This window comes from Streptomyces inhibens, from assembly GCF_003389455.1.
Classification (GTDB): domain Bacteria; phylum Actinomycetota; class Actinomycetes; order Streptomycetales; family Streptomycetaceae; genus Streptomyces; species Streptomyces inhibens.
In genome coordinates, this window is sequence record NZ_QUAC01000030.1 from 1 (window position 1) to 18501 (window position 18501).

Below are 18501 nucleotides of genomic sequence, written 5' to 3' on the forward strand. Positions count from 1 at the left end.
GCGACTTCAAGCCCGGCTTCCGCATCGACCTGCACCACAAGGACATGGGCATCGTCACCGACGCCGCCCGCACCGTCGGCGCCGCCCTCCCCGTCGGCACCCTCGTCGCCAGCCTCGTCGCCTCCCTCCGCGCCCAAGGCGACGGCAGCCTCGACCACTCCGCCCTCCTACGCGGCGTCGAACGCCTCTCCGGACACACCACCGAAAGCTGAGCCGGTTCGCGGGATCGTGCCGCGACCACCCTCGAACGGCCGACGCCGCGACTGCCGCACCGCAGTCGCGGCGTCGGTGTGTGGCATCGGCGTGTGAGGTCGGNCCGGTTCGCGGGATCGTGCCGCGACCACCCTCGAACGGCCGACGCCGCGACTGCCGCACCGCAGTCGCGGCGTCGGTGTGTGGCATCGGCGTGTGAGGTCGGTGCGCGATGTCGGAGCATGGTGTCGGAGATGTGATGACTCTCACGTTCTCTTCACGACACATCCGTCCATTGTTTACCGTTCATCGGGTGCGGGTGTTCATGGAGCACCCCCCCCAAGCAGCCCCGGCCAGCTCCCCCCGTCTGGCCGGGGCTTTCCCGTGGGCGCTACGGCTGATGCGCATCCAGCGGATTGGCGGCGATCCGTGCGGCGATGTTGTTGCGCACCGAGTCCGCCGCCGAGCTGTCCGGCTTGCGCTCCGCCTGGCTGCGGAAGCACGCCAGGAACTCTTCGCCGAGGCCGAGCCGCGGCCGGCGCCGCAGCACCTCTGCGCGGAGCTCCGCCGGCAGTGCGTCGGGACGCTGCCCCGAGATGTCCAACGAGGTGGAGAACACCAGCAGATGCGCCTCCGGATCCAGTGCGACGTCCACCTCGTCCCACATGTGCCGGACGATCACCTCGGAGGCCCGCACCCGCCGCTCCACCGGCCATCCGGCGCCCGCACCGAACACCCACGCCACATGGCCACCCGCCTCGTCGAACGGCACGGTGTGGCTGTCGAACTCCTTCACCAGCCCGATGTCGTGGAACATCGCGGACACATAGAGGAGTTCGGGGTCGAAGGCGATGTCGTTCGCCGAGGCGTAGGCGGCTGCCCAGAGATATGCCCGTACGGAGTGGTTCAGCAGTGCGGGCGAGCAGTAGGCGCTCGCCACCTCCAGTGCGGCGCGACAGGCACGGGTTTCGGGGATCACAAGATCATCCATCGTCATGGCCGCGATTGTCGCGTACGCCGGACCGCCGGGTCGAGGTTCAGCGGACCAGGTTCACGGTCGAGGTTCGTCGGTGGAAGTCCATCGGGTGGACGCTCATCGGCCGAGGGTCACGGGAAGCCTCGCCAGGCCGCGCATCAGGCGCGTACGCCGCCACTCCGGCGCATCCTCGCGCTCCGCCGCCAGTCGCATGTCCGGAAAACGCGTCAGCAGCACCTCGAACGCGATCCGGCCCTCGACGCGGGCCAGCGGCGCCCCCAGGCAGTGGTGCGGACCGTGCCCGAAGGAGAGATGCCCGCCCGGACGGTCCGCACGCTCCCCACGGTCCGTACGGCCGGGACGGTCCAGGCGTACGGCGTCGGGCGCCGTGAACTGCGCCGGATCACGGTTGGCGGCGCCGGGGGAGACCAGTACGACATCCCCCGCCGCGATCCGGGCGCCGCCGAGGTCGATCGGTTCGGTGGCATAGCGGAAGGTCGCCATGGTGATCGGGGCGTCGTAGCGCAGCAATTCCTCGACCGCGGCGGGCAGCAGAGCGGGCTCGGCCGCCAAGCAGGCACGGAGTGCGTCGTCCTGGAGCAGGGCCAGCATGCCGTTGCCGATGAGATGGGTCGTCGTCTCGTGCCCGGCGACGACCAACAGCACGGCCAGCGAGACGAGTTCGGGCTCGGACAGTCGGTCCGAGGCGTCACGCGCGGCGATCAGACCGCTGAGGACATCGTGCCCAGGGGCCGCGCGCCGGGCCGCGATCAGCTGCGTCATGTAGTCGCTGAGGGAGTGTGAGGCACGGTCCACGGTGTCCGGGTCCGCCGCGGCGAACAGCTCGTTGGACCACTGCCGTACCGCCGCACGGTCGGACTCCGGAACTCCCAGCAGCTCGCTGATCACGGCGATCGGCAGTGGTACGGCGAACCCCTCCATCAGGTCCGCGGACCCGCGCGCCGCCAGGGCATCGGCCAGCTCCGCCGCGATCTCGCGGATACGGGGCTCCAGGCGTGCGACGGCCGCCGGGGTGAACGCCGTCATCGCCAGCTTCCGCAGCCGGCCGTGCTCCGGCGGGTCGGTGGCGAGCATGGTACGGCTGACGGCGGGGGCCAGATTGCGGCCGCTGGGCCGGTCGGCGAAGTAGCGGGCGGTGTCCTTCGACAGCCGGGCATCCGCCAGCGCCGCACGTGCCTCCGCCCATCCCGTGACGACCCATGTCGTCCGGCCGTTGCCCGTCCCGATCCGCTGTACGGGCCCGCGCGCCCGCAAGGCGGCGAGGAGCGGATACGGGTCCCGGGAGAACTCGGCAGAGTCCATGGGGTGGTGTGCCACTCGGCCAGCCTAGCGAGTGGTTGCGGCCTCAAGGATCGACGCTCGCGGCGGCTGTCGACGTGCGCGAGCGCGGAGCCCGGCGCACGCTGGAGGCATGACCGAGCACCCGCCTGTCATCGTGCACCCGCCGACGCCGTCCGGTGGCCGACGGGTGACCGTGCGTGGGCAGATCGTCGGCCTGGCCCACGGCCGCGGTGATGTCGCCGAATTCCTCCGCCGCGCGGGAGTCGCCGGCCCGGCAGAAGACATCGAGCTCGACGACCCGCGGCTCGTCGAATGGCGCGGTGGCTCACTGAACGACTGGCCGATGCCGCCGGCGTGACCGCTCACCCCGTATGACGGCCGGACTCTTCCCGGCCGGGCACCTGCTGTGCGCAGTACCGCCACACAGAGCGGCCCGCGGCGGCCACCGCATGCGGTGACGGCCGGAGCAGGTATGAATGGGGGAAGCTGTCACGGCGACCGAAACCACGCACGGCGGCCGGGACACTTCACGCGGCAAGGCGCGACAGAGGGGGCGGAAATGCCGGAGAGTCCGGAGATGCCGGAGACCGGGGGCACGCCGTGAGCGACGGTGGGGACAGCGGCGGCTACGGCGGAGACAGTGGCGATACCGGTAGCCCGACGGGGAACAGCCGGACCGCGAGCCTCCCGACCTGGAGCGTCCTGCGGCGGGCCATGCGCTGGGAGACCCTTGTGCTGGTCGTGGTTCTGGTGATCCTCGCGGCGGCGATGTCGTAACGCCCAGCCCTCGCCGGGTAGGACGGCCTGCCCGAACTGCCGTCCTGCTGACGAGTGTTGTCGGACGGATGGGGGTGGGGCGTCCCCAGGGGCGCCGGGCGTACCGGGGTACGCGGCCCGGACTCGACTCCCGGACCCGACCCCCGAACTCGCCGTCCGATTTCCGCCAGCGCCGCCGTCCGACCTGCTGCACAGTGGACCTTGTGACGAACGAGGACAGCAGATACGAGGCGGTGCGCAGCCGGGACGCCAGGTTTGACGGCGCGTTCTTCTTCGCCGTGTCCACGACCGGGATCTACTGCCGGCCGAGCTGCCCCGCCACCACTCCGCGACGCCGGAATGTCACCTTCTTCCCGACCTCCGCGGCCGCTCAGGGCTCCGGTTTCCGTGCCTGCCGCCGCTGCCGGCCCGATGCGGTGCCCGGGTCCGCCGAGTGGAATGCCCGCGCCGATGTCGTCGGGCGGGCCATGAGGCTGATCGGCGATGGCGTGGTCGACCGGGAAGGAGTCTCCGGGCTGGCCGACCGGCTCGGTTACAGCGCCCGGCAGGTGCAGCGGCAGCTGAACGCCGAGGTGGGCGCCGGACCCGTGGCACTGGCGCGGGCACAGCGTGCCCATACCGCCCGGGTCCTGCTGCAGACCACCGGACTGCAGGCGGCCGAGATCGCCTTCGCGGCCGGCTTCGCCAGCGTGCGGCAGTTCAACGACACCATCAAGGAGATCTACGCGCTCACCCCGAGCGAGCTGCGCGCCGCCCGCCCCGGGAAGGGAGCCCGATTCGGCCCGGTGGCCCCGCTCGCCACGCCCGGCGTGCTGCCCCTGCGGCTGGCCTTCCGCGGCCCGTACGCCGCACGGGAGATCTTCGACCACCTCCAGCGGCGTGCGCTCACCGGTATCGAGGACGTCACCGGGGAGCCCGGCGCCCGCACCTACCGGCGCACCCTGCGGCTGCCGCACGGACCCGGCATCGCCGAGGTCGACGAGCCGCCCGGCGACGGCTGGCTGGACTGCCGGCTGCACCTCACCGAGCTGCGCGATCTCACCACCGCCGGCCAGCGGGTGCGCCGCCTCTTCGACCTGGACGCCGATCCGTACGCGGTTGCCGAACGGCTCGGTGAGGACCCGGTACTCGCGCGGCTGGTGGCCGAGCGCCCCGGGCTGCGCTCGCCGGGCGCACCCGCCCCGCACGAGCTCGCCGTCCGCGCCGTACTCGGCCAGCAGGTATCGGTCGCCGCGGGCCGCACGCTCGGCGGCGCCCTGGTCGCCGCCTACGGAGAGCCGCTGCCGGAGCCGGCCGGCGCGCTCACCCATCTCTTCCCCCGTGCCGATGACCTGGCGCAGGCCTCGCTCGCGGAACTCGGGATGCCCGAGTCGCGGCGTACGACCCTGCGCACTCTCAGCGCCGCACTCGCCGGCGCCGCCGTCACTCTGGACGCCGGAGCCGACCGTGACGAGGCCGAGCGCGCGCTCCTCGGTCTGCGCGGCATCGGCCCGTGGACCGCCGGCTACATCCGGATGCGAGCCCTCGGGGACCCTGATGTGCTGCTGTCCGGCGATGTGGCCGTACTGGCCGGTATGCGTCGGGCCGGGGCCTCGACGGCCGGGCTGAAGGCGCACGCGCAGGCCTGGCGCCCCTGGCGCTCGTACGCGATGCACCACTTCTGGAACGTGCCGGCCCGCAACGCCTCGGCCACCCGCACCACCGCCCGTCCTCCCACCACCGAAAGCACAGGCCCATGACGCTCTACGCCACCCTCGACAGCCCGTTGGGTGAACTTCTGCTGGTCGGCGAGGAATCGGCCACCGCGCCGGGCGGTACCGCACTCGCCTCGCTGTCCCTGCCCGGTCAGAAGGGCGGGGCGACCGTCCAGGACGGCTGGACGTACGACCCGGCCGCGTTCACCGAGATCGTCCAGCAGCTCCATGCGTACTTCGACGGCAAGCTGACCCGCTTCAGCATCGAGTACGCGAGCACCCGGGGCACGGACTTCCAGCAGCGTGTGTGGCAGGCCCTGGAGGCCATTCCGTACGGCACCACGACCACGTACGGGCGGATCGCCGCCGACATCGGTGCGGCGCGCGGTGCGGTGCGCGCGATCGGAACGGCGATCGGCGCCAACCCGCTGCTCGTCGTCCGGCCCTGCCACCGTGTGATCGCCGCGGACGGGTCGCTCTCGGGTTACGCGGGCGGGCCGGAACGCAAACGGCAGCTCCTCGGCCTTGAGGGCGCCGTACCGGACGCGGCCTGAGCCCGCCCGGCGCCGCCTCCGATCCCCGTGAGCCGCCCCCGCCCGACGCCCCGCTGGAGCACGTCATGACCACCACGACCCCTACGACCACCAAGCACCGGGCCCGCCCCACCACCGTGCCCGCCGAGCGTGTGGCGGCCGCCGACTGGACGGCTCTGGCCGGGGAACTCGACACCGTGGGCTGCGCGTTGACCCCACGGCTGCTCACCCCGGCGGACTGCCGTGCGCTGAGCGCGCTGTACGACGAGGCCGAGCGCTTCCGTTCGACCATCGACATGGCACGGCACCGCTTCGGCTCGGGCCAGTACCGCTACTTCGCCGACCCGCTGCCCGAGCCGGTCCAGGCGCTGCGCGAGGCGTTCTACCCGTATCTGCTGAAGATCGCCCGCGACTGGGCGGACCGGCTGGGCAGGCCGGCGCCCTGGCCGGACACGCTGGGGGAGTGGCTCACCCTGTGCCACAAAGCCGGGCAGACCAAGCCCTCCCAGATTCTGCTGCGTTACGGGGCGGGCGACTGGAACGCGTTGCACCGCGACCTCTTCGGGGAGATGGTCTTCCCCCTCCAGGTCGTCGTCGGCCTGGACGAGCAGGGCACCGACTACACCGGTGGTGAATTCCTCCTCGTCGAGCAGCGGCCGCGCGCCCAGTCCCGCGGCACCAGCACCGTGCTGCCACAGGGCCACGGCCTGGTCTTCACCACCCGCGACCGCCCCGTACGCGCCACGCGGGGCTGGTCGGCGGGGCCCGTACGCCACGGTGTCAGTACCGTCCGCTCGGGCCACCGGCACTCCCTGGGCCTGGTCTTCCACGACGCCTGAAGACGCCCTGCCGCCGACCCGGTCCCGGGGAAGTGCGCGACGGGCTCAGAGCATGGAGCCGCCGGTGACGTCGAAGCGCTGGCCGGTGATCCAGCGGGAGTCGTCCGACGCGAGGAACGCGGCGACGTCCGCGATGTCCGCGGGCTGCCCGATCCGGTTGAACACCGAATAGGCCGCCAGCGCGGCCCGGCCCTCGGGCGTCGCCCTCCGCGCCGCGGTCACCTCGGTCTCGACCCAGCCGGGGGCGATGGTGTTCACCGTGATCCCGCGCTCGCCGACATCCTTGGCGAGGGTGAGTGTGAGGGTGTCCATCCCGCCCTTGGAGACGCTGTAGGCGATCTGCGACGGGAGCGCCGTACTCGTCACCGCCGACGAGATGTTGATGATGCGTCCGCCGTCACGCATCCGGCGCAGACCGTGCTGGGCGATGAAGAACGGGGCCTTGGTGTTGACCGCGATGGTGCGGTCGAACTCCTCGGGAGTCACGTCATCCATGTGCCCGGGGAAGTTGAGCGCTGCGTTGTTGACGAGAATGTCGAGGCCGGGTTCCGCGCCGTACGCGGCGAGTTCGGCGTCGAAGGCGGCGAAGAGGGCTTCGGCATCACCGGGAATCCCCAGTTCCGCGCCGATTATGAAGGCCTGGCCGCCGGCTCTTCCGATGCTCTCGGCCGTTTCCTTGGCCGCGAGGTCATTGCTGCCGTAGTGGACGGCGACCAGCGCGCCGTCCTGGGCGAGGCGCTGGGCGATGGCTCGGCCGATGCCCCGGCTGGATCCCGTCACCAGCGCGGTCTTCCCTTTGAGGTCACCCATGATGTGTAGGCCTTCCGTTTGCCTGTGGTGGGCGTGCTTCCGCCGCGATCGGTGGCGATGTCTTCAGGCCGGCTGACGAGCACACGGCTGTAGGGGCCAGGTTCCTGAGCCGGCTGTCGGCCGGGGGGTACGAGTGCTCCGTACCGCGCGACTTCCGGTGGGTGCGGGCTGTTGCTGCCCGTCGGGGAGGTGCCCAGGACGCATCCGTGAGCTGTTCGCTCAGGGGCGTGGGTCCAGCGCCGTCAGTGTGGAGACGAACACCGGCTCGCCGTCCTGGGAGCCGGTGACCTGGACCGTCGTGGTGCAGGGCAGCGCCGACGGCACCCGGCGGGCCTCGATCACGCACGGAGTGGCGTGCTCGGCGTAGCGGCGGAATTCGGTACCGAAGGCGTACGGCACGAAGGCATCGGGGGCGGTCAGTACGCGGGCGGCCTGCTGTGCCGCGTCGAGCAGCACCATGCCGGGAACGTGGTCGTTCGCCGGGTTCACGACCGCGGCGTGGCCCGGCGCGATGCGCAGCAGCCAGCGGTCGGGCCGGTCGGTGGGGGCGAGCAGGACATCGCTGTCGGAGAGGCTGCCGGTCAGCCGGGGCGGGACGGACGTGGGCAGCGGGCCGAGGGTGCGCCGTGCGGTCAGCCGCTCGCCGCGGATCCGGCGGTAGACGGCGGGAGAGGTGACGGTGACGTTGGAGTGACCCGTCGCCACGATGCGTCCACCCTTACGGATGGTCATGTCGAACCGGCCGCTGGTCATGGTGCCGGCCCGCATCCGCATCTTGCTGCACGTGACATCGATGGTCAGCGGCGTGGGCCCGCTGCCAACGGCCAGATGCTCGGGGTGCGTTGTGTAGACGAGGTCGCCGAGGATGAAGTGGTGGCCGACCGGTACGCCGAGTTCGGTGTGGCAGAGCAGCAGCCCCGCCTGGCGAATGGTCTCGCCGGTGAGAATGAGATGGTGGCGGCCGTGGTTGGGGATGAAGTACCCATGATCGTGCGGCCACTGGGCGGTCAGCGAGAAGTGGGAGTCGTCCCGCCTGTGCCACGAGGTGACCAGAATGTCGTCGACGAGGGGACGGTGCACGAACTCGCGGGGGACATGGGCGCTGGGGCGGGTCCGCGGTGTGGAGCGCTGGCTCCGATTCAGGCGCAGTTGATGTGGAGCCCTGGGTTGTACCGTGCCGCTGACGTGCATCGTGTCGCTCATGACTGCCCCCAGGCGTCTCTACGGGATGAGGTCCATCGCTGTTAAGATACGTACCATCCGGTTTTATTTTCAATGCCAGGTCGACGAAAAGGGGTAAGTAGCTGATCTAGCGGCGACTTGAGCTGTAGCTAACTGTTGCGGAACTTGAAAACTTCGAAAGACAGGAGGCGTCCTGTGGCACAACAGGACCGCGCGATCCGGACCCGGCGAGTGATCTTGGAGGCGGCCGCGTCGGTTTTCGACGACCAGGGCTACGACCGCGCGACCATCGCCGAAGTTCTGGAACGCGCCGGCGTGACGAAGGGCGCCTTGTACTTCCACTTCGCCTCCAAGGAGCAGCTCGCGCTCGCGGTGCTCGAGGAGCATGTGGTCGACATTGCGGTGGAACCGCAGAAGATCAAGCTGCAGGAATTTGTCGACGCGGGTCAGGTGCTGGCGTTCCGGCTGCGCAGTGATCCGATCCAGCGCGGTGCGGCGCGGCTGGCGGTCGAGCAGGGCTCCAACCGCCTTGATCGTAAGCGGTCGATGCTGTCGTGGACCCGGTTCGTCGAGGGCCTGCTGACCGAGGCGAAAGAGCGCGGCGAAGTCCTGGAGAGCATTGTCGTACACGAGACCGCCGAGCTGTTCGTCGGCGCATTCGCCGGGCTCCAGATGATGTCCCACGCGCTGACCAATCAGGCTGATCTCTGTTACAGGCTGACGGTCTTCTTCGAGCACACCCTCCCCAGCGTTGCGGTCCCGGCCATCCTCGCCAAGCTGAACCTGGACCCGGAGCGTGGCGCGAAACTCGACGCCGCTCTGCAGGGGAAGGTACTGGCGGAGGCCGAGGCCGAGACCGGCGCCGATGCGAGTGCCGACGCTGATGTTGCTCTGCATTGAGACTCGCCGGGCCGGGCCGGAGCGGCTGAGTCCGAACTGGATGATGCTGAATATTTAGGACATTGAAGGCGGCAAAAACATACCGCGCAGACGGTGTTGATCGTGGAGAGGTGCACGGGTCACGTCGTGCATGACAGAGGCGTCGCGGAGGATCCGCGGCGCCTCTCGACGGTTGACGGGTGCGGCGGCCGGCGGTAAGCGTGAGGCAGATCACCGCCGTTGTGGTGGGATGCCGCCCTGTGCGGCGGAATAGGGCTCCGAGAAAAAACGTTCGGCATGCACGTATCAACGGCTCGGCTGTGCCGACGCCCGTAGACGACGCCTGTAGAAGACGCCCGAGATCCCCCACGCCTGCCGCTCGCCGCTGCTCTGCCGGCCCCCGACGACACCCATTCACCTCTGCCGCCCTGGAGGCCGCACGCATGACCCGGACGACGACGGACCAGCTACCCGGAAGGGCGGCGACCACCGCCGCCGCGCCAACGGTGCCCGACCCGGCTGTGGGCGGGCGCCGTAGAACCCGCGGCATCGTTCCGGTTCTCGCGTTCTCCGGCATCGTCGTCGCGGTGATGCAGACGCTGCTCGTGCCGGTCATCAAGGACCTGCCGGTGCTGCTCAACACGGCGCCCAGCAATGCCACTTGGGTGATGACGGCCACCCTCCTCGCGGGTGCCGTCTCGACGCCCATCATGGGGCGCCTCGGCGACCTCTACGGCAAGCGCCGGATGCTGCTGACCAGCCTGGCGGTCATGGTCGTCGGCTCGCTGATCTGCGGATTCACCAGCGACCTGCTCACCATGATCGTCGGCCGGGCGCTACAGGGCTTCGCCATGGGCGCCATCCCGCTCGGCATCGGCATCATGCGCGACGAGCTGCCGCGCGAACGGCTCGGGTCGGCCATGGGCCTGATGAGCTCCTCCATCGGCGTCGGCGGCGGGCTCGCGCTGCCGGCCGCGGCCCTGGTCGCCCAACACGCCAACTGGCACACCCTGTTCTTCGGCGCCGCCGGGCTCGGCGTGCTGTCGATGCTGCTCACCCTCCTCGTCGTTCCGGAGACCGCGGTGCGCGCCCCGGGACGCTTCGACGTGGTGGGCGCCATCGGGCTGTCCGCCGGGCTGGTGGCGCTGCTGCTGCCCCTCACCAAGGGCAGCGACTGGGGCTGGGGTTCACCCACCACCCTCGGCCTGTTCGGCATCGCGGCCCTGATCCTGCTGCTGTGGGGTGTGATGGAGCTGCGCATCGCCGATCCGCTGGTCGATCTGCGGACCTCCGCCCGCCGCGAGGTGCTGCTGACCAACCTCGCCTCGATCACCGTCGGAGTGGCGTTCTACGCGGTCTCGCTGGTGCTGCCGCAGCTGCTGCAGCTGCCCAAGTCGACCGGCTACGGCCTCGGTCAGTCGATGGTGGTGGCCGGTCTGTGCGTGGCGCCGCTGGGCCTGACGATGATGTTCGTCGCCCCGCTGTACGCGCGGATCGCGGCACTGCGCGGCCCCAAGGTGTCGCTGCTGCTGGGCATGCTGGTGATCGCGCTCGGCTACGGCGCCGGCATCGGCCTGATGAGCGCCCCTTGGCAGACCGTCATCATCGCGGTGGTCCTCGGCGCCGGTATCGGTCTCGCCTACTCGTCGCTGCCCGCATTGATCATCGGCGCCGTCGACCCGTCCGAGACCGGCGCGGCCAACGGTCTGAACACCCTGATGCGCTCGATCGGCACCTCGGTGTCCAGCGCCGTGATCGGCATGGTGCTGGCCCATATGTCCACGAGCGCGGGCCCGGTCACGGTGCCCACGATGGCCGGCTTCCGGGTCGCCTTCCTGATCGCCACGGCCTCGGTCCTCGTCGGCGTCGCGCTGGCGTCCTTCCTGCCGTCGCAGCGGAAGGCATCCCGTCCGACCCTGGTCGCGCAGAGCACGGACGGTGCGGAGGAGGCGGACGGCGCGGTCGGTGTGCCCGGCGCACGAGGCGGGGGAGGCGCGGAGAGCGTGGAGCGGCTCGCGGCAGCGGCCACTGAGCCGACCGTGCGCACACTGCCCGAACGGGCCGGGCGCGGCGGATTCCGGGGCCGCGTCGCGGACGCGTCCGGCGCACCGGTCCCGGGCGCGAGCGTCACCCTGATCGACCGGCAGGGGCGCCAGGCCGGCGTCACCACGGCCGGCGCCGACGGCCGCTATGCGCTCGGCGCTCCGGCTGCCGGCACCTACGTCCTCACGGGCGCCGCGCCCGGCCACGCCCCGTACGCCGCCTCCGCCACCTACCGCGGCGAGGGCGCTCCGGCCGAGCTCGATCTGATACTCGCCGGCTCCGGGCGGCTCGGCGGCATCCTGCTCGGCGGCCGGGAAGGCACCCCGCTGGCCGGCGGGAGCGTCGTGGTCACCGATGCCGGCGGCGACGTGGTGGCCCGTACGACATCGGGCGCCGAGGGGAGTTGGGACGTCGGCCGGCTGTCGCCCGGCAGCTACACCCTGGTCCTCAGCGCCCCCGGCCACCAGCCGCAGGCCCGTGCCGTCGAACTGTCCGGCGCCGCGCCGGAGCGGCAGGACGCCCGGCTGCAGCCGTCCGCGACCGTCCGTGGCACGGTACGAGGCCCGCACGGCCGCCCGCTGGCCGATGCCGCCGTCACCCTCGTCGAGGACGGCACGGTCACCGGGCACACCGTCACCGGCGCGGACGGCGCCTTCGCCTTCTCCGACCTGAGCGGCAGCCACTACACCCTCACAGCGGCCGGCTACCCGCCCCACGCCGCCCCGATATCCCTGGCGCGCGGCGCCGACGAGATCCTCGACCTGGACCTCGCCCAGCCGTCCGCCGCCACGGGCTGACGTACGGCCCTCTCTCCCCCGAAGGCCAGCGGGGGAGAGAGGAGGGGCGCGGCGCGGCCGCCCTCAGCCCTTCGCCAACTGCCTTGCCGTCTCGTCGAATTCGGCCCGCAGTGTCCGGCTCGCCGCCTCCCCGTCCCCGTCGGCGACGGCCTCGACCAGGGCCGCATGACGGGCACCGCCGTGCTGGGGGTCCTGGCCGCGAAGTCCCAGCAGCTCCACGAGGTCGATCAGGCCCTGCCGCAGCGCCGGCACGAACTCGGTGAACAGATCGGTCAGTACGGGATTGTGCGCGGCGTCGACCACGGCCGCGTGCAGCGCGATATCCGCGTCGACGAACGCCGCGTCGTCGCGTCCGGCAGCGGCCGTGCGCCGTCCCTCCAGAGCGGACCGCATGGCCGCGATATCGGCGTCGGTGCGCCGGACGGCGGCCAGACGGGCGGCCTGTACCTCGACCATCGCGCGGACCTCGTAGACATCGGCGACGGCCGCGCGGCGCAGACGGGTGGGCCAGTCCTCGGCCGGCTCGGTGGCGATCACGAAGACGCCGGCGCCCTGGCGCGGCTGCACCAACCCCGCGCCGGCCAGGGCCCGTACGGCTTCGCGCACGGTCGAGCGGCCGACGCCGAGCGTCTTGGCCAGGGTGGTTTCGCCGGGGAGCTTGGTGCCCACCGGCCAGTGCCCGCCGGTGATCTGGTCGCGCAGTCGCTGGGCGGCCTGTTCGACCAGGGGGCTGGGGCGGAGCGCGTCGAGCGACATCCCGCGTCACCTCTCCGTTCAGGTGCTCGGTCCCGGGCGCTTACGTCTCGGGTGCCGAGATCTCAGGTTCTCAGCTTGTCTGAGGAGTTGGGCGACGGGATCGTCGTCCAGGCCGCCGTCGGTGCGCGGGTGGAGCACAATCTCGTCGACGGCTTCAACACCCGCTCCGGCGGCTACAACGCCGGCATCTGGGCCTGGAACTCCGACCGGGTGCTGTACCAGTTCAACGAGGTGACCGGCGGTCATGGCACCCGGGACTCGATGGCGTACAACATCGACGGCGGCAACAACGGCAACGTCTACCAGTACAACTACAGCCACGACAACGAGGGCGGTTTCCTGCTGATCTGCAACGGCGAGGGGATGGTGTCGGACCGCAACAGCGTCCGCTACAACGTCAGCGTCAATGACCGCAACACCTCCGCGCCCTATGGCGTCATTTCGGTCGTCTGCGGCCCCGGGACCCCACACGCTGGTGCACAACAACACCGTCGCCACCAGCGTCCCGGGCACGGCCATGGTCAGCAGCAACGGGCCCGGCGGTGTCACCTTCCGTAACAACATCTTCGCCGGCGCCGCGGCCGGCTCGCCGATCGCCGACCCGCACAACACCTACGACCGCAACCTCTACGCCCGTATTTCCGGGATTCCCGGTGGCGACACCGGGGCCGTGCGTGCCGACCCGCGGTTCGTCGGCCCCGACGATGTACGGCTGCGCGCCGGCTCCCCGGCCCTGGGCGCGGGCGTACGGGTCCCGGGCGGCGGCGACCGTGACTACTACGGCAACCCGGTCCCCGACCCGCCGAACATCGGCGCCGACCAGAGGCCCGGGAAGTAGGCGGCGGGGCACCGCACCGGCAGGCCCGGGACCCGCGGATTCACTGGGGTCGGTGAGGCTGCCGGGACCGCTGGTGCGGTCGGTTTCGGTCGGCGGAACGGCCGAACCTGGCGGTGCCGCATCCGCAACTCGGGAATTTTCTGCGAGCCTGAGCAACGCGCCGGAATCCCAGCTGGTCAAAGAGGTTCTTGGGTCATCGGCGCGCCGCACGCGTCGGATCGTTAGTGGTGTGTTAGTGCCTCGTTAGCGGACCGGCAGTGACCGGGGTCACGCTGGAAGGGCAACGGACGGACCGCGCACCCATACGAGAGCTCGCACCTACCAGACGAGGGGGACACTTATGTCGCTCACCATCAAGACACTCGGCCGCGGCCGTCGTGTCGCCGCCGGATCGCTGATCGCCGTCGCGGCGCTCACGCTCACCGCCTGCCAGGACGGGACCGGCGCCGAGTCCCGCCCCTCGTCGGCCGCCGCACGCGCCACGTCCGACGCGGGAAGCGGCAACGGCGCGCAGTCGTCCGGCAGCAGCAAGACGCCGTCCGGCGTGAAGCAGCAGTCCTCCGCCGCCGGCGAGCGCCCGTCGGCGAATGCGGCGACGGCCGTCTCCGGGAGCAAGGCGACGAACGGTGCCCCGAGCGCCGCCGCACCGCCGCACGGCTCGGCGATGACGGCGTCGGACCGCTGCACCGCGGCCACCATGTCGCTGCGCCTGGGCGCTTCCGACGTCGGTGCGGGCAATATCCGCTACCCCCTCGTCTTCACGAACAAGGGCAAGAAGGCCTGTACGCTGCGCGGCTTCCCCGGGGTCTCGCTGATCAACCGCGACGGCTCGCAGGTCGGCAAGCCCGCCACCCGCGAGGGCGGCGCCGGCGGCGCCGTCCGGCTCCAGCCGGGACAGAGCGCACACGCCCTGCTGCACACCCTCAACGAGGGTTTCTCGGACACCCCGTGCTGGGCCAACTCGCAGATCGTCTACGCCTACCCGCCCGGCTCCAAGGAGTCGATGACCACCGGCAGCCGCGGACTGCGGGTGTGCGGCGGACGGTTCGATGTGACCGCGGTGGAGGCCGGGTCCCTGGGCTGACGAACCGGTCCGCGGACCGGCCCCTCGACGACGGACACCGCCACGACGAGACGACGGACACCGCCACGACGACACGCCCCCGGCCACCCGCCGGGGGCGTGCCGCGTCCGGGCCGCGGCGCTTTCGCCCGGCGGATCGGGTACCCGGGTGAGGCGTCACTGCAACGGCCCCCGGTGACCGCCCCGGCCCTGGGGATCGGTGTTACCAAGGTGGATGGAAGCCTTGAATGAGCGCTTTCGTTGCATATCTGCCTAGGAGACATCCCCATGTCTGCAGCATCGAGCGTGGCCCCCAAGGCCGCAGCGAACGGAAAGCCGTCCGCCGAGGACGAGTCCCCGATCCACATTCTCTGGATCAACGCCGGCCTGAGTTGCGACGGCGACTCCGTGTCGCTCACCGCCGCGACCCAGCCGAGCATCGAGGAGATTGCGCTCAGTGTGCTGCCGGGGCTGCCCAAGGTTGCCGTCCACTGGCCACTGATCGATTTCGAATCCGGTCCGGTCCAGGGCGCGGACACCTTCATCGAGTGGTTCTTCAAGGGCGAACGCGGCGAGATCGATCCCTTTGTGCTGGTCATCGAGGGGTCCATCCCCAACGAGTCGATCAAGCCGGAAGGCTACTGGTGCGGCTTCGGCGACAACCCCGAGACCGGTCAGCCGATCACCACCAGTGAGTGGATCGACCGGCTCGCCCCCAAGGCGCTCGCGGTGGTCGCGATCGGCACCTGTGCCACGTACGGCGGTATCCATGCGATGGCCGGCAACCCGACCGGCGCCATGGGGGTGCCCGACTACCTGGGCTGGGACTGGACGTCCAAGGCCGGGATCCCGATCGTGTGTGTGCCCGGCTGCCCGATCCAGCCGGACAACTTCTCGGAGACGCTGGTCTATCTGCTCTACCAGGCGGTGGGCGCGGCCCCGATGATCCCGCTGGACGACCAGCTGCGGCCCACCTGGCTCTTCGGCGACACCGTGCACGAGGGCTGCGACCGGGCCGGCTACTACGAACAGGGCCAGTTCGCCACCACGTACGACTCGCCCAAGTGTCTGGTGAAGCTCGGATGCTGGGGCCCCGTGGTCAAATGCAATGTGCCCAAGCGGGGCTGGATGGACGGCATCGGCGGCTGCCCGAACGTCGGCGGTATCTGTATCGCCTGCACCATGCCCGGCTTCCCCGACAAGTTCATGCCGTTCATGGACGAGCCGCCCGGCGGCAAGATCTCCAGCACCGCCAGCGCCGCCTACGGCAGCGTCGTGCGCCGGCTGCGGGACATCACGGCCAAGACCGTCGACCACGAGCCCAAGTGGCGCCACCGCGGCGACCAACTGACCACCGGCTACCGGAAACCATGGTGACCGCACACCCGTAGCCGCCCGAATCAGCCCGGACCCTCCGTCCGACCCCCACCTCCGCGCGCAAAGAAGGGCACGGCACACACGATGGCACCGAAGACGAAGGCGGCCGGTGACGGCAGCGGTCTGACGGAGATGTCCTGGGATCCGATCACCCGGATCGTGGGCAGCCTCGGAATCCATACAAAGATCGACTTCAAGCAGAAGCGGGTGGCGGAGTGCTACAGCACCTCGTCCGTCTTCCGCGGCTACAGCGTCTTCATGCGCGGTAAGGACCCCCGCGACGCGCACTTCATCACCAGTCGGATCTGCGGCATCTGCGGCGACAACCACGCCACCTGCTCCGTGTACACGCAGAACATGGCGTACGGCGTGAAGCCCCCGCACCTGGGGGAGTGGATCATCAACCTCGGCGAGTCCGCCGAGTACATGTTCGACCACAACATCTTCCAGGAGAACCTGGTCGGGGTCGACTACTGCGAAAAGATGGTCCGCGAGACCAACCCCGGCGTCTGGGAGCTCGCCCAGCGCACCGAAGCCCCCCACGCGGGCGACCACGGCTACCGCACCATCGCCGACATCATGACCTCCCTCAACCCCATCGAGGGCGAGTTCTACCGCGAGGCGCTCCAGGTCAGCCGCTACACCCGGGAGATGTTCTGCCTCATGGAGGGCCGCCATGTGCACCCCTCCACGCTCTACCCGGGCGGCGTCGGCACCGTCGCCAGCGTCCAGCTCTTCACCGACTACCTCAGCCGGCTGATGCGCTACGTCGAGTTCATGAAGCGCGTCGTCCCGCTCCACGACGACCTGTTCGACTTCTTCTACGAGGCGCTGCCCGGATACGAGGAAGTCGGCCGGCGGCGCGTCCTGCTGGGCTGCTGGGGCGCGCTCAACGACCCGGAGCACTGCGACTTCACGTACCGCAACATGACGGACTGGGGGCGGAAGATGTTCGTCACCCCCGGCATCATCGTCGACGGCAAACTGGTCACCAACGACCTCACCGAGATCAACCTCGGCATCCGGATCCTGCTCGGCAGCTCCTACTACCAGGACTGGCAGGGCCAGGAGCAGTTCGTCACCCACGACCCGCTGGGCAACCCCGTCGACCCGCGCCACCCGTGGAACCAGCACACCATCCCCGCCCCGCAGAAGCGGGACTTCGCCGACAAGTACAGCTGGGTGATGTCGCCGCGCTGGTTCGACGGCAAGGAACACCTGGCACTGGACACCGGCGGCGGCCCGATCGCCCGCCTGTGGTCCACCGCGCTGTCCGGGCTCGTCGACACCCCCTACGTCAAGGCCACCGGCCAGAGCGTGGTCATCGACCTGCCGCGCAGCATGACCAAGCCCGAGACCCGCTTCGAATGGAAGATCCCGAAGTGGAGCAATGCGCTGGAGCGCAACCGCGCCCGCACCTACTTCCAGGCGTACGCGGCCGCCATGGCGCTGCACTTCGCGGAACAGGGCCTGGAAGAGGTCCGCGCCGGACGCACCCAGACCTGGGAGAAGTTCGAGGTCCCCGACGAGTCCATCGGCTGTGGCTTCACCGAGGCGGTGCGCGGCGTCCTCTCGCACCACATGGTCATCCGGGACGGCAAGATCGCCAACTACCACCCGTATCCGCCGACGCCGTGGAACGCCTCCACCCGCGACACCTACGGCACCCCGGGCCCGTACGAGGACGCCGTCCAGAACACCCCGATCTTCGAGGAGAACTCCCCGGACAACTTCAAGGGCATCGACATCATGCGCACGGTGCGCAGCTTCGACCCGTGTCTGCCCTGCGGCGTCCACATGTACGTCGGCAACGGCAAGTCCGTACAGAAGATGCATGTGCCCACCGGCCTGAGCGGACTGGGCGGATGAGCGCCGAGGCCACCGGCCGCCGCGTCGAAGACGTCCTGGACCGCCTCGCGCAGCGCGACGACCGCGAGGCGAGCGCCGCCGCCGAGGAGCTCGTCCGCGTCCTGATGGACTTCTACGGCGCGGGACTCGCCCGGATCATGCAGCTGCTGGAGCACGGCACCGGCGACGGCGGCCCGCAGACGGCGCTGCTGCGCGACGAGCTGGTGAGCAGCCTGCTCGTGCTGCACGATCTGCACCCCGAGAACACCACGGCACGCATCGCCCGCGCCCTGGACAGCGTCCGCAGCCGGCACGCCGCCGAGGTGGCCGACTTCGACGCGGACACCGGCACGCTACGGCTGCGGTCGGCCGAGGCCGGCGGCTGCGGCTGTCCGAGCACCACCCAGGCCGCCCAAGAAGCCGTCGAGGCCGCGGTCGCCTGCTTCGCGCCCGAGGTGACCTCGGTGCAGTGGGAGGCGGCGGGCAAGCCCGAGCCGGCCCTGCTGCAGATCGCCGGCCGCCCGCCGACCGCCGCCACCGCCTCGTGAGCGGCCGGCAGACGGCGCCGCCGCGCCTCGGACCGCCGGCCGCCCACC

19 protein-coding genes are annotated in these 18501 nt (G+C 70.7%); 14 read left to right on the forward strand and 5 right to left on the reverse strand.

Features of this window, described 5'->3' with window-relative positions; all coding sequences use genetic code 11:
• A partial coding sequence (locus DY245_RS05020; RefSeq protein WP_181923523.1) for an NAD-binding protein occupies positions 1 to 212 on the forward strand: 212 nt, incomplete at its 5' end.
• A 371-nt stretch (positions 213 to 583) separates the two neighbouring features.
• Here DY245_RS05020 and DY245_RS05025 read toward each other — a convergent pair.
• Positions 584 to 1189 (reverse strand): HD domain-containing protein, encoded by a 606-nt coding sequence (locus DY245_RS05025; protein ID WP_128503930.1) that lies wholly within the window; start codon positions 1187 to 1189, stop codon positions 584 to 586.
• 96 nt (positions 1190 to 1285) lie between these two features.
• Positions 1286 to 2491: a cytochrome P450 family protein gene (locus DY245_RS05030; RefSeq protein ID WP_128503962.1), complete on the reverse strand. Its 1206-nt coding sequence runs from the start codon at positions 2489 to 2491 to the stop codon at positions 1286 to 1288.
• A gap of 109 nt (positions 2492 to 2600) precedes the next feature.
• On the opposite strand from DY245_RS05030, the gene DY245_RS05035 reads away from it, so the two are divergent.
• The 5 genes from DY245_RS05035 (at position 2601) to DY245_RS05050 (ending at position 6313) form a co-directional block, all read left to right on the forward strand.
• Positions 2601 to 2828: a hypothetical protein gene (locus DY245_RS05035; RefSeq protein WP_128503932.1), complete on the forward strand. Its 228-nt coding sequence runs from the start codon at positions 2601 to 2603 to the stop codon at positions 2826 to 2828.
• Positions 2829 to 3070: 242 nt separating this feature from the next.
• A complete protein-coding gene (locus tag DY245_RS44115) occupies positions 3071 to 3247 on the forward strand; it encodes a hypothetical protein (protein ID WP_181923524.1) in 177 nt (58 codons plus the stop codon).
• A gap of 203 nt (positions 3248 to 3450) precedes the next feature.
• A complete protein-coding gene (locus tag DY245_RS05040) occupies positions 3451 to 4986 on the forward strand; it encodes an AlkA N-terminal domain-containing protein (protein WP_244942838.1) in 1536 nt (511 codons plus the stop codon).
• Entirely contained in the window at positions 4983 to 5495 is a 513-nt protein-coding gene (locus tag DY245_RS05045; protein ID WP_128503936.1) for a methylated-DNA--[protein]-cysteine S-methyltransferase, read from the forward strand. Before DY245_RS05040 ends, DY245_RS05045 begins: the two co-directional genes overlap by 4 nt.
• Before the next feature lie 65 nt (positions 5496 to 5560).
• Positions 5561 to 6313: a 2OG-Fe(II) oxygenase gene (locus DY245_RS05050; protein ID WP_128503938.1), complete on the forward strand. Its 753-nt coding sequence runs from the start codon at positions 5561 to 5563 to the stop codon at positions 6311 to 6313.
• Positions 6314 to 6358: 45 nt separating this feature from the next.
• Here the strand turns inward: DY245_RS05050 and DY245_RS05055 are convergent, their stop codons facing one another.
• Both DY245_RS05055 and DY245_RS05060 read right to left on the reverse strand, forming a co-directional pair.
• Positions 6359 to 7123, reverse strand: a complete 765-nt coding sequence (locus tag DY245_RS05055; RefSeq protein ID WP_128503940.1) for an SDR family NAD(P)-dependent oxidoreductase — start codon at positions 7121 to 7123, stop codon at positions 6359 to 6361.
• 219 nt (positions 7124 to 7342) lie between these two features.
• Positions 7343 to 8326, reverse strand: coding sequence for a ScbA/BarX family gamma-butyrolactone biosynthesis protein (locus DY245_RS05060; RefSeq protein WP_128503942.1), 984 nt, complete (start codon positions 8324 to 8326; stop codon positions 7343 to 7345).
• Positions 8327 to 8500: 174 nt separating this feature from the next.
• On the opposite strand from DY245_RS05060, the gene DY245_RS05065 reads away from it, so the two are divergent.
• Positions 8501 to 9205: a ScbR family autoregulator-binding transcription factor gene (locus tag DY245_RS05065; protein ID WP_128503944.1), complete on the forward strand. Its 705-nt coding sequence runs from the start codon at positions 8501 to 8503 to the stop codon at positions 9203 to 9205.
• Positions 9206 to 9627: 422 nt separating this feature from the next.
• Positions 9628 to 12024 carry an MFS transporter gene (locus DY245_RS05070; protein WP_128503946.1) on the forward strand — a complete coding sequence of 799 codons (2397 nt, stop codon included), beginning with the start codon at positions 9628 to 9630 and terminating at the stop codon, positions 12022 to 12024.
• A gap of 63 nt (positions 12025 to 12087) precedes the next feature.
• On the opposite strand, the gene DY245_RS05075 is transcribed toward DY245_RS05070, so the two are convergent.
• Entirely contained in the window at positions 12088 to 12780 is a 693-nt protein-coding gene (locus DY245_RS05075; protein WP_128503948.1) for a FadR/GntR family transcriptional regulator, read from the reverse strand.
• Positions 12781 to 12855: 75 nt separating this feature from the next.
• On the opposite strand from DY245_RS05075, the gene DY245_RS05080 reads away from it, so the two are divergent.
• The 6 genes from DY245_RS05080 to DY245_RS05105 all read left to right on the forward strand — a co-directional run bounded on the left by DY245_RS05080 (position 12856) and on the right by DY245_RS05105 (position 18453).
• Positions 12856 to 13338, forward strand: a complete 483-nt coding sequence (locus tag DY245_RS05080; protein ID WP_128503950.1) for a right-handed parallel beta-helix repeat-containing protein — start codon at positions 12856 to 12858, stop codon at positions 13336 to 13338.
• The gene (locus DY245_RS05085; protein ID WP_128503952.1) at positions 13298 to 13618 is read left to right on the forward strand and encodes a hypothetical protein; all 321 of its coding nucleotides are present in this window, start codon (positions 13298 to 13300) and stop codon (positions 13616 to 13618) included. Before DY245_RS05080 ends, DY245_RS05085 begins: the two co-directional genes overlap by 41 nt.
• Positions 13619 to 13958: 340 nt before the next feature.
• On the forward strand, positions 13959 to 14702 hold the full coding sequence (locus DY245_RS05090) for a DUF4232 domain-containing protein (protein WP_128503954.1): 744 nt from the start codon (positions 13959 to 13961) through the stop codon (positions 14700 to 14702).
• 266 nt (positions 14703 to 14968) lie between these two features.
• Positions 14969 to 16057 carry an NADH-quinone oxidoreductase subunit B family protein gene (locus tag DY245_RS05095; RefSeq protein ID WP_128503956.1) on the forward strand — a complete coding sequence of 363 codons (1089 nt, stop codon included), beginning with the start codon at positions 14969 to 14971 and terminating at the stop codon, positions 16055 to 16057.
• A gap of 84 nt (positions 16058 to 16141) precedes the next feature.
• Entirely contained in the window at positions 16142 to 17926 is a 1785-nt protein-coding gene (locus tag DY245_RS05100; RefSeq protein ID WP_128503958.1) for a nickel-dependent hydrogenase large subunit, read from the forward strand.
• A complete protein-coding gene (locus tag DY245_RS05105) occupies positions 17923 to 18453 on the forward strand; it encodes a hypothetical protein (protein ID WP_128503960.1) in 531 nt (176 codons plus the stop codon). The genes DY245_RS05100 and DY245_RS05105 overlap by 4 nt, the downstream gene beginning before the upstream one ends.
• The last annotated feature ends 48 nt before the right edge of the window (positions 18454 to 18501 follow it).

What these genes read in the sequence shown, in the direction of transcription:
- DY245_RS05030 (WP_128503962.1), bottom strand. Translation starts at nt 2,491, where the DNA reads ATGGACTCTGCCGAGTTCTCCCGGGACCCGTATCCGCTCCTCGCCGCC.
- DY245_RS05050 (WP_128503938.1), top strand. Translation starts at nt 5,561, where the DNA reads ATGACCACCACGACCCCTACGACCACCAAGCACCGGGCCCGCCCCACC.
- DY245_RS05070 (WP_128503946.1), top strand. Translation starts at nt 9,628, where the DNA reads ATGACCCGGACGACGACGGACCAGCTACCCGGAAGGGCGGCGACCACC.
- DY245_RS05075 (WP_128503948.1), bottom strand. Translation starts at nt 12,780, where the DNA reads ATGTCGCTCGACGCGCTCCGCCCCAGCCCCCTGGTCGAACAGGCCGCC.
- DY245_RS05095 (WP_128503956.1), top strand. Translation starts at nt 14,969, where the DNA reads ATGTCTGCAGCATCGAGCGTGGCCCCCAAGGCCGCAGCGAACGGAAAG.
- DY245_RS05100 (WP_128503958.1), top strand. Translation starts at nt 16,142, where the DNA reads ATGGCACCGAAGACGAAGGCGGCCGGTGACGGCAGCGGTCTGACGGAG.
- DY245_RS05055 (WP_128503940.1), bottom strand. Translation starts at nt 7,123, where the DNA reads ATGGGTGACCTCAAAGGGAAGACCGCGCTGGTGACGGGATCCAGCCGG.
- DY245_RS05035 (WP_128503932.1), top strand. Translation starts at nt 2,601, where the DNA reads ATGACCGAGCACCCGCCTGTCATCGTGCACCCGCCGACGCCGTCCGGT.
- DY245_RS05090 (WP_128503954.1), top strand. Translation starts at nt 13,959, where the DNA reads ATGTCGCTCACCATCAAGACACTCGGCCGCGGCCGTCGTGTCGCCGCC.
- DY245_RS05105 (WP_128503960.1), top strand. Translation starts at nt 17,923, where the DNA reads ATGAGCGCCGAGGCCACCGGCCGCCGCGTCGAAGACGTCCTGGACCGC.
- DY245_RS05085 (WP_128503952.1), top strand. Translation starts at nt 13,298, where the DNA reads ATGGTCAGCAGCAACGGGCCCGGCGGTGTCACCTTCCGTAACAACATC.
- DY245_RS05025 (WP_128503930.1), bottom strand. Translation starts at nt 1,189, where the DNA reads ATGACGATGGATGATCTTGTGATCCCCGAAACCCGTGCCTGTCGCGCC.
- DY245_RS05060 (WP_128503942.1), bottom strand. Translation starts at nt 8,326, where the DNA reads ATGAGCGACACGATGCACGTCAGCGGCACGGTACAACCCAGGGCTCCA.
- DY245_RS05045 (WP_128503936.1), top strand. Translation starts at nt 4,983, where the DNA reads ATGACGCTCTACGCCACCCTCGACAGCCCGTTGGGTGAACTTCTGCTG.